General features: G+C 34.6%; 6 protein-coding genes and 2 pseudogenes. 2 read left to right on the top strand and 6 right to left on the bottom strand.

Annotation, left to right across the window (positions count from 1 at the left end; translation table 11 throughout):
- Nucleotides 1–266: 266 nt before the first annotated feature.
- The gene (locus CWATDRAFT_RS26560; RefSeq protein ID WP_007307894.1) at nt 267–1,763 is read right to left on the bottom strand and encodes an IS66-like element ISCwa4 family transposase; all 1,497 of its coding nucleotides are present in this window, start codon (nt 1,761–1,763) and stop codon (nt 267–269) included.
- Nucleotides 1,764–1,819: 56 nt separating this feature from the next.
- On the opposite strand from CWATDRAFT_RS26560, the pseudogene CWATDRAFT_RS34730 reads away from it, so the two are divergent.
- A pseudogene (locus tag CWATDRAFT_RS34730) lies at nt 1,820–2,242 on the top strand (transposase); the annotation flags it as partial.
- Nucleotides 2,243–3,169: 927 nt separating this feature from the next.
- Here CWATDRAFT_RS34730 and CWATDRAFT_RS26545 read toward each other — a convergent pair.
- Both CWATDRAFT_RS26545 and CWATDRAFT_RS40580 read right to left on the bottom strand, forming a co-directional pair.
- On the bottom strand, nt 3,170–5,389 hold the full coding sequence (locus CWATDRAFT_RS26545) for a hypothetical protein (protein ID WP_007307893.1): 2,220 nt from the start codon (nt 5,387–5,389) through the stop codon (nt 3,170–3,172).
- Nucleotides 5,390–5,502: 113 nt separating this feature from the next.
- Nucleotides 5,503–6,942, bottom strand: a pseudogene (locus CWATDRAFT_RS40580) (NF041680 family putative transposase).
- A gap of 79 nt (nt 6,943–7,021) precedes the next feature.
- Here CWATDRAFT_RS40580 and CWATDRAFT_RS26530 point away from each other — a divergent pair.
- Nucleotides 7,022–7,417: a hypothetical protein gene (locus CWATDRAFT_RS26530; protein WP_007304123.1), complete on the top strand. Its 396-nt coding sequence runs from the start codon at nt 7,022–7,024 to the stop codon at nt 7,415–7,417.
- Between the two features lie 101 nt (nt 7,418–7,518).
- Here CWATDRAFT_RS26530 and CWATDRAFT_RS26525 read toward each other — a convergent pair whose 3' ends face one another.
- From CWATDRAFT_RS26525 to CWATDRAFT_RS26515, 3 genes are all read right to left on the bottom strand, one after another.
- Nucleotides 7,519–9,045, bottom strand: coding sequence for an IS5-like element ISCwa2 family transposase (locus tag CWATDRAFT_RS26525; RefSeq protein ID WP_007307891.1), 1,527 nt, complete (start codon nt 9,043–9,045; stop codon nt 7,519–7,521).
- Between the two features lie 125 nt (nt 9,046–9,170).
- On the bottom strand, nt 9,171–9,728 hold the full coding sequence (locus CWATDRAFT_RS26520) for a hypothetical protein (RefSeq protein ID WP_232287210.1): 558 nt from the start codon (nt 9,726–9,728) through the stop codon (nt 9,171–9,173).
- A gap of 187 nt (nt 9,729–9,915) precedes the next feature.
- A partial coding sequence (locus CWATDRAFT_RS26515) for an ISAzo13-like element transposase-related protein (RefSeq protein WP_081451019.1) occupies nt 9,916–10,353 on the bottom strand: 438 nt, incomplete at its 5' end.

Genomic DNA, 10,353 nt, shown 5'->3' with positions numbered 1-10,353 from the left:
AGCACTACAAACAACATCAGTTGAGTCAACAAAAATATAAGCCCTGTGATTTAGCGTAAAATTTAAGCTAATTTATTACGGCTATTTTAATGACTAACATTTCCAGAATCAAGTCTTTTAAAAACCTCAAATAAAAACAACAATATGAGAAAAAAAATAGTAAGATAGTTTTTTGTTAGCGGAGATTATCCGCTAATCCTGTGTATTTTTGTGCAGAGAGATAGGGCGATCAAGAAAAATCTATCCCCCATCGGCTCCGGAGCCTTTTACATCTCTAATCCTGGGGGACTCCGACCAGCTAATGAAAATAATTCGCATAATTGGACAATGGCATTTTGCCCCTGTAATCTCATGGTCTCTAAAAAACTGAACATTTGGGTGACTAACTCTGCACCCCAGTCGCTTCTTGCTCCCCCACTTACTTTGCGGTGAATGACAATGGGACGTAAAGCTCTCTCAGCATCATTATTATCTGGTTTGACTTCAGGATAAGTTAGAAAGGTGAACCACTCTTCCCAATGACGTTTGAGACGGTTAATCAATCTTTGTGCATCATAAGGCCATCCTTTTTTGGGAGTTGCTTTAAAAATCTTTTGCAGTGAGTTCTCGACTTCTGTTCTTTTGGAGCCTAAGTCTTCAAGGGTTAAATTTCGAGCATGATAATGACGATAATGGATACGGGCGGTTGCTAAAACTTGCTGTACATCGGCAGCAAATTCTCGATTCGCTTGAAAACGACTGGTTTTAAGGGACTCTAACTCTCGTTCTAAATGTGCCAGACATTTCTGTTTGGCCATCGCACTTTGTCTAAAGTAGGCACTATAGCAGTCACTGGTGAGGATGCCCTTAAAATCTGCTCCTAACAATTTCTCGACTTCTGCGGAGCTTCTAGTGGGAGCCAACATCAACACACAGACCTCATTTGATGTGACTACCCAAACCCAATACTTGATGCCATCGATGCAATAACTGGTTTCGTCAACACATCGGATTCCTGGCTGCTGGATGTACTTTAACCACTGTTGGGTCAAGGGTTCTAAACTTTCTTGAAACCATTTGTGCATTTTGGCAAGGCTCCCTTGAGAAATGGGAATGCCAAAGACATACTCTATAAAATGTTCCTGTTTACGCCATGTAAGATTACCCCCATAGCCAAGCCAGCCCACGATGCTACTTAATCGCGCCCCATAACTGAATCCTTCTTTAACTCCCAATGGAACGGGACTGTAATCTGACCATCCACAACTAGGACATTTATAGAATCCGCGACGATATTCCCTGATTTCTATGGGTTGGTCTACTACTTCAGCCACTTGCTGGACTTTTTCGGGAACTACTTCATCTCGTTCCACTGAACCCCCACAAACAGGACAGTTTTCTAGTTCTAAAGTGACTATCTTATCGGGCTGACCAAAACCATTACGGGTCTTCCCTGGGTGGTCATATTTTGGTCCGCGTTTAAATCCTTTTTTGCGTTTCTTTTTGTCAGAAGGCTTTTTTAGTGGGTCTGATGATGGGGGGACTGAACTGTTTTTTGAGTTACGGTTTTTTAGCTTATCTCTCTCTTCTTTCAATTTTTCAATTTCTTGCTGTTGTGTAGAGATTTGTTGTTGTTGCTGGTCAATCAGTCTTTGTTGAAGAGATAACTGTTGTTGTGCCTTGACTAGCCACTCAATCATGAAGACATTCTTCGCCAACTGTTCATCGGCGATAGCTCTAACTAGCTTTGAATCAATGGTAGCATTTGTGGTCATAACCCCCACTATACATAAAAATCCCCGATTTTACCTTTATGTTGTCAAGACAGATTCTTTATTGCGGTGAGCAATTACTAAAAATGCGCCATGTGGTGACATCTTTGCCCGCTTCAAAAATTCCACCCTCAAAACTTTATACAAAAAAATACTGTCCGAGAGGCGAGATGGAAAATCGGATTAAAGAACAACAATTAGACTTGTTAGCTGATAGAAATTAAACTCAAACATTTCAAAGTAATCAACTAAGATTATGGATACATTCCTGGGCTTATGTTCTCATAAATGCTTTTCGTCAACACTGTTTTAAAAAAACTTCATTGGCTAAAGCAACTGTGGGAAGAATACGTCTAAATCTTCTTAAGTTGGGAGCCAGAATAAAGATTAGTTGTAGAAGAATTATTATCGCTATAGCTAGTGCTTGTCCTTATCAAGATATTTTATCTATTGCTAACAAAAGAATTAAAACTATTCCTAATACTGGATAAGTAGAATAAGTTGTTTTTTAAAAAAGATATCTATCATAAGTTGTTGACTGACTGATACTTTCATTTAGTCTTATTTATCGTGGAGAAAATCAAAAGTTAATATAATTATTCCCTCTTAAACTCAATTTTTGGATAATCAAAGTCAATTTTTTTATTCATCTATATTCAAAATTTCTATTAGTCCTAAAAATTATCATTTTTCATCTCTGGATTGGGCTTTCAAATTAATTTGTGAGAAATCCGGGATTAACGGGCTACTCGAACTCAGAGACATAATTTTTACTTTGAGAGACGAATATGAATCTAACCCCAAAGCTAAGACCTCACCACGATGGCAAAAAATCAGAGAATTAATGGAAAATATTGATTTTGACTCATTGAAGGATAAAGAAACCAATTAAACCCATTTTTATGTACTGTAGCCACCAATTAACCTATGATTGGTGGTTTATAGTACGTATGAAACCCTTGAGAATCGTCTGTAAAGACTCTAAAAATATTTTCAAGTATCAGAACACCCTACACAAGAAAACATTAGTACAGTTTTCTAACCAAATAATCAGGGTTACAGCGATTTTGTTGGTAACGAAATAATCAGGGTTACAGCGATTTATTTTTTGCGGTGTTAGAAGCTTTTTTATCCTTTTTTTGTAATAACACCGCAAGGTTTTTAAGGATTTTTACACCCTTCTAACCCTTATATAATCAAGATTTTAACTCAAAAGTTAGTACAAGTGATTTGAGTATATAGGGGAAGATGTTGCCCCAAATATCCCCAATTTTGACCTATCATAACTTGTACTACAATACATGAACATTAACCCTTCATATTTGCGTTTTAAGGTCTATAAAAAATGGTTTATGATAACCTCATAAACCACTGTAAAAACGTCTTGAATTTGATTTTAGACATCACTGAGAGTATATTTAGATATCGTCATCATCCCAGGTATAAGAAAAGTCTAAATTAGCTTCTAACTCTCTTTTTTGGTCTAGATGAGGATGTTGGGATTTTTCTGTTGATAATTTAGGTATTTTTTCAATCCATTTTTTAAAACTCATAGCGTCTTTACTAATTGCTTTATCAATCGTTCTTATGGCTAGTTCATAATTTAATGTTCCGTCATTGTTAATAAAATACATCTCAAACCCTTGTCCATAATCTTCTTTTAATTTTTCGTGTTCTTTTTTAAATTGTTCATATTGTTTTCTGTACTTGTATGGAAACTGATTAATAGAAATTTCTAATGGTAATCTAGGCACGTCTATTTGTTCACCTATAGTTCTATTAGTTTGTCCTATAGATTTTTGTCTTCTTTTTACATCTTTAGGTTTTAATATTTTAAATAAGGTCATAGGTTCTAATCTTTTTACTTGATTAGGATTATTAGCTAAATTATTTAAAAATAACTTGTGTAGATTTATTTTCTTATCTTTTTTAAATAATTCAATATCATAATCATCATAATTATCCCAATCATACTCTTCAACTTCTCTTTTATAACTTCTCATTTTATAAACAGGGTCATCGTATTTTATTTCTTTTTTTGGTTGGGTTAATTCAGTATCAATATCTTCCATATCATTGTAAGCACAACCATGATGATACCCTACAAAATCACCTCCATAATAGTCTTCTATTGTTTCACCACGCTTTTTAACTTCCTTTACATGAATAACATTATCCATAGAGTAGTTAGCGTTACCATGAAATATAACCTTATCAGCTATACTCTTAATTTCAATATCATAATATTCTAGACAACTAATATTAGGAAAGGTACTAATCAAGGTTTCTTTTAACCATGTTTCTATTTTTCCATCTTTATTATTCAACATTTCAGATACTGATACTTTATCTTTTACCCAATTTATTTGTTTGGAATAATATCTATGGGGTGTTACCGTATTTTCTCCTGTTAATCTATTTCCTGGCACCTCACAAGGTAAAGTATCTAAGTTAATAATACAACCATCAGTAATTGATTGATAACCATAAAAACATTTTTCTAGACACCACATAGCAGTTCTAGTCATAGCTGTAATATTATTCCCTAACACCACATTCCCAATATTAAAGAACCTTGAAACAATATCACCATAAGCAGTATTGATATTTAATTTATACAAACTATTTAACGAAGTACCTTTATCATATTGACTTCTTAATTCTTTCATTTTATTGATAAAGTCATCACCATAAGGTAAACCTAACCAGTAATAAGGTTCGACTAATTCGTTTATTTTCCTAACTTTTCCTTTATCAAAAATAATTTCACAACTATTGTTACCTTCATAATCTTTATATTTTTCTTTTAATTCCTCAACTGTATCAACTTGAAAACTTTTAGGGTAAATAATAGCAGTCACAATTAATAAGTTATCCATTAATTCTTTTCTTTGATTCCTTGATGCTACATTTTCTATCCATTCTAATAAATCATGATTTAGAATAGCTAGATTAATTTCATTGGTTAATATTTTCGAGTAACCCATATCGTCAATATTATAGTTATCACTATCACTTTGATTATCAGTATCGGATTTATATTTTTTTATGTTACCTGGGAACCAAGACATAAAAATATCTTGTCTATGTTTTAACTTATATCCTTCTTTTAGACTTACTCTAGCAACCCATAACCCAGGTACTAATTCATCCCTAAATTGTTTAAGAAATTCTCTCAAGGTCATATAGTTGGGTTGACTGCTTTTTAATTCACTTAATGGATAATCTAAAATAATAGGATTACCGATAGGATAAGGTATTTTAGTTTGAGGCACTGAATAAGCACCGCTAAAATCGACATCAATAAATCTGAATGTATTAGGTTCACAACTATCAGTAATTTCTAATGGTCTATTATTGAAACACCTACCACCATCTACTTTCATTAAATATTTAGATGTGGTATTAGAATCTTTTAACCAATCAGCATTACTTTTTTTACCTATCGTTTTAAATAAATCTTTAGTAATCCCTTTTGAATAGATATAACTTTCTATAATACTGGCTACTGTTCTACCCATAGTCAAATTAGTAATATCATTTACAGGTTCAAACCCTAAGTCTTGATAAATTTTTTCGTATTGATTATCATTCATAATTAAAATTTTTCTATTTTCTAAGTCTTGGACTTTGGACAAAAAAAGTTTGTTAGCGTATATTTTACGCTAAACTAAAATCCCAAAATATCGGCTCTGTATCAGTCAATAAAATTGGCTGACAAATAGGGCTAATCTATAGATTCTGAGGAAAACTAAGGAGCTTTTAAGTTTTCAGTTGATTTTTTGCTCCCTTTCTTGATAACATCATGACGAGTTCGTGGGGCTTTTTTGTAACCTTTAATACGTCCGGAAGAAAAACCTCGACGTTTGGGAAATTTGGCGAAAGTCCCCAAGGTCGTAATTATTCTTGAAAAGTCTCTTTGAACTAGACTAGGGGTGATTTTGATGGATTTATTAGTCTTCAAATACTGTTCCCAATCACGGGGTAAAACCACAGCTAATTTTCTGGCAGCCCACAAATTTACAGAAGAAAGAAGTGTTAGTTTAAACCAATTTTCTTCATGATGTACATCGGGAGTTAAATAAGATGTCATCAATAATCTTTGTTTACCAAATCGAAAAAGATGTTCCATGTCATAACGTTGTCGATAACACTGATAACAATCAACTAAACTTAACTCATCGCGCCGAGAACCAATAACAATAAGCCACATAGGTTTCCAAATACTATTTCTTTCTTGATCTCTGACAACAATCTGGAGTAAAGTAAAGGGGTGATTGTTCATTTTATAGTTTTTAGTTCCTCTCATTAACATCTGTTTCCATCCCGAAATAGTCACTGTTAATTGACGACCTTTTTTCGTTGTAAAGGGAACATGATGAACTTCATCAGGTTCAGTCCAAGTTTGGTCATCTTTAAGGTCAAATTTATCCCCATACCAACGGGGATGTCCCGAAGTTTTGGCTTGATTTGGGTCCCGAATAAATTGACGATAAAAAACTCGGTCACTTCTAACTCTTGTAATAGTAACTACGTCTTCATGCTTAACTTGTTCCCCAATAAAATCCTTTTGGCTGTAGTCACTATCAGCCACTAAGACAGATAATTTATCAGAAAATAAAGAACTTTGCCAGATTTTTTTTAGTTGTTGATTGCCTTGATTTACTCCTTTATGTTTAGAGGGGACTCGCTCTCCTGATAAGGGGACAGCCTAAGGGACTTTTTCTGTGTCTATTTAGTCAGGTAAAGCGCAGACAACGGAATAACAATGTCCAATATTAATGGGTTTATTTCCCTTAATTGGATTGGGGTAATGAATAAAGGTTTTATCCGCTAACGTTTCGGCAAACGGTCGTGGACAGGGAGTTGTGTCAATACCAAATAAGTTATAATGTTTTGAAGTGGGAGGAATTGTTCTCGATACCGCTGAAAATAAAGTCTCAATTCTCTGTTCATAATTAGGGTCAGTTTGAGTGGGTAAAAACTCTTGAATTCCTCTATATAAACTGTTATAATCTCTTCTAAATAAAGGATTGAGAGACAATTCAACGACTGAGTGAGCTTGTTGGTTACTGGAGAGGGCATCGAGTAATTCTATAATAGTTTCTTTTCTAGCTTTTAGTCCTTGGAAGAGGTTAGACCTCCACACCAGGAATTCCTCGACAGACGTAGCCGTTTCATTTTTGGTCATTTTTAAAATTTATTACCTTATAAATTAGCGGAATATATACGCTAACCTCAAAAGAGGTTGTTTGTTACAGTTAAGGCTAATGTCATCACATTCCGAACTTAAGACCAGTCAAGATGTCCACCTGAGAGCCAAACAAATTAAGAGTCTAATTCGCTCTCTTAAACAGAAAATAAAGAAAATTGAACGGGAAGGGGAAGTAGCACCAGCTAATTGTCATATTATTCGTTATCAGGTTAATCGAAAGGGAACAATCTACTGGTATTATAAACTACAGTCTGCTGAATCAATTTTTCCTATGGCCACTAATAATGAGAAAAAAACCAAATATAAATATTTAGGACGAGCCGGAAGTTCTGCTCATATTGATGCTGTAGAAAAACTCACTAGAAGAAATCTCATTGATGAATTAGAACGAGTCATTCAATCTCTAACTGAAAGCTACTTAGATATCTATATTGGAACCGAAACTGAATGAAGCTATTTAATATTTAAAATCCCCTAAAAAGATGGAAAGAGAGTTTTTAAAATCACCTTAATTCTCTATTTTAGGGTTTGCTGAAAAAGTTTCTCCAAAATTTATGCCACTTTTGACCAAGAATTTTCTGACAAATCAATAAGTTTTAGTACATAAAAATTGTTTAAAGTATAATCAAAATTAATGAAAGGCGGTTTGATGAGTTCCCCTGTTCTATTATTAGTAAATAAGGACAAAAAAAGCGACAAAAACTGCCTCAGAAGTTTAGAAAGATTGACAACTAAAAATGTAATAGCAATAGATGTAATGGAGGTTTCAGGGAGTTTTGTCATCACGAGATTTAGGCTAAATCTTCGTTTAGCTTGTCCAAACTTTCCCTCAATAGCATTACGGAAGCATTCATCGGAGTGGGCTTGTTTCTTTTCTTCTTCACTGACATTTTTCGGAGGTCTTCCTAACTTCGGACCACTGATTCTTATCCCTCTTTCCTTACACCAATTTCTGTTTTCCCTAGTTCGATAAATTTTATCTACATGGACAGATTCGGGATAATAGCCAAACGTTTCTTTATACTTTTCTACTTGTTCTTTTAAATGACAAGATTCATTGAAGTTTTCCCAACTTATTTTGTCTAGAAACACATAGTTATCTACACAGCTTACTGAGAGTTTAGCTCCAAACTCTATTGGTTTTCCTGCTTTTCCCCTCACTATTGGACGAATATGCGGTTGAGTTAAACTTACAATTCTTTGAGGAACACTCTGGGTCTTATTCTCCCACATTGACTGTTGTTGTTCATAAACTTTTTTGATAGTCTCTAGACAATTTTTCTGTCTTTTACTCAGATTTTCCAGGGAAGCCCCAGCTTGAATTAAGTCTTCTATATTTCCTAAATTTTTCTTAAGGTATTTTAACTGTTTCCCGATAGCTTTTCTTCTTTCTTGATAAGATACTTTTCGTTTTTTAGCTACTTTTAAGTATTCCTTTCTAGCAATTATTCTAGAAGTTCTCGGCTTTTTTCTCAATTTTACTCTTAATGGTTTATAAAGATTATCTATTATTCTTTCTGTCTCAATTCTGGCTTGATTTAATATGCCTAAATCCGTTGGGTATTTGATGTCTGCTGGCGCACAAGTCGCATCTAAAATTAGTTTACCTTTATTTTTTATTTTTTCTCCTTTTTCTTGGAGACAATCCTTTTTTTTTACTTCTTTATCACTCTTGTCTATTTCTCTTTTTACTATTTTTTTATTGATTTTGTTTATCAATTCTCCATCAATTCTTTTCCTAAAATGAACTAGCATTGAAGATTCCAGTGGTGGCTCTTGTTGATAACAATTTAAACCTATAAAGTATTGTAGATAGGGATTTTCTCTAATCTGTTCTATAGTTTCTCTATCACTTGTTCCTAATTTTTCCTTAATAATTAATGTCCCTAATGCCATTCTAAATAGTTTAGCTGGCGCACCTTTTTCTGCTGAAAAAAGTTTAGCATATTCTTCCTCAAAATCATCCCAAGGTATCAACTCTGCCATGATTACCCAACGATTATTGGGGGACAATTTACCCTCGAAAGGTAATTCAAATTTTTCTGGGGGCGGTAAAGGTTGCTCCTCTTTTCGATACATTTGTTCTTGACCAACAACTGGGAGGTGTTTCTACCAATTATAGCGGTTTGTAGCCGACAAAGCTGATCTTTTTTGCGATCGCGAATATGGGTGTAACCTTTTAAAGAATAGGGTTTTGCTTTTATTCAGCAAACCCTAGTTAGCTCTCGGGCAATGGTTGCCAACAACAAAGGTTTTTCATAGTCAGGATGATCAATTCTGACTACATCCAATACTGTATCAGCAACATCCTCAAAGTGTAGCTGTTGCCATCGTCTCAAACGGAGTTCTCCTTTAAGGTGCATGGCTGTAATATCCTCATCTGGGGGGATTTCTGGACTGTCCCATCCTGGATGAAGAATCTCCCCATGTTTTCTGGGGCGACCTGGCCCTGGTTGGGATGGACGTGGAGGTGGAGCACAGCACAGTTTACTATTTATGCGTAAGCGTCCTAACAAAGCATCTTTGTCGCTGGCCGCAGCAAACTGTTGGCGGGTGGCAATTCCCGCATCTACTACCAATAAACGATGATTCTTAGACTTAGGTAAATCCTTGAATAGTTCTGCTACTGCGGCTTCACAACTGTCTCCAAATCTTACTCGACTCACTAGCCCCACTCGCACCCCAGAAATAAAGACTACAGTTGTAACTGCTGCAATGATGTTGGCTTTTAGGTGATTCCCAAGAAAAAGTTTCCCACCCATTCTCAGAATCTGTTTGTAGAACATCTCAAATAAGCGAAAAGGGAAAAATAAAAAGTTGTTCGCGGATACTTTCCGCGAACAAAAACCTCCCTATCTAAAAGAAAGAAATACGCTAACTTTTAAATTAGCTTTGACTATTTTTAAAAAAGAAATTCACTTAATTTTACACTCTTATTAACTTTTTAGACTAACTGGGTCTAATCAAAATATCCCATTTAGGTAAGTGAGGATTACGTTCTAAACGTTTCTCAATTTCCTTCATCTCTTTTTTCGTTAAAGAAATGCCTTTTTGATAAACTTTTTTACTTAACTTAACTATCGGATTTAAGCCTTTCCATGTCATAGTTTTTACCCAAGCTAACATCGTTTGAGCATTTCTCAGAAGTGTTCCGTTCCAATGCCTCTCTAAAATTCCCCAACATCTTTCTATGGGATTATATTTACTGTGATAAGGAGGAAAATATAGTAATTGAATAGATTTCTTAGTTTGGTCGGCAAACTCTACCATTCTCTTCAAAAATTGCCTTCTTATTCCACTATTTTCTGGTCCATTATCAACTTTAATTTGGATGTTCTCTAGTTGCTGCTTTTCAGTTATACTCAGACTTGTCCACCATTGCTCCAA

This window comes from Crocosphaera watsonii WH 8501, assembly GCF_000167195.1.
GTDB lineage: Bacteria > Cyanobacteriota > Cyanobacteriia > Cyanobacteriales > Microcystaceae > Crocosphaera > Crocosphaera watsonii.
Note: the sequence above shows the minus strand (reverse complement) of the source record. Positions and strands in the feature narration are given on the sequence as shown.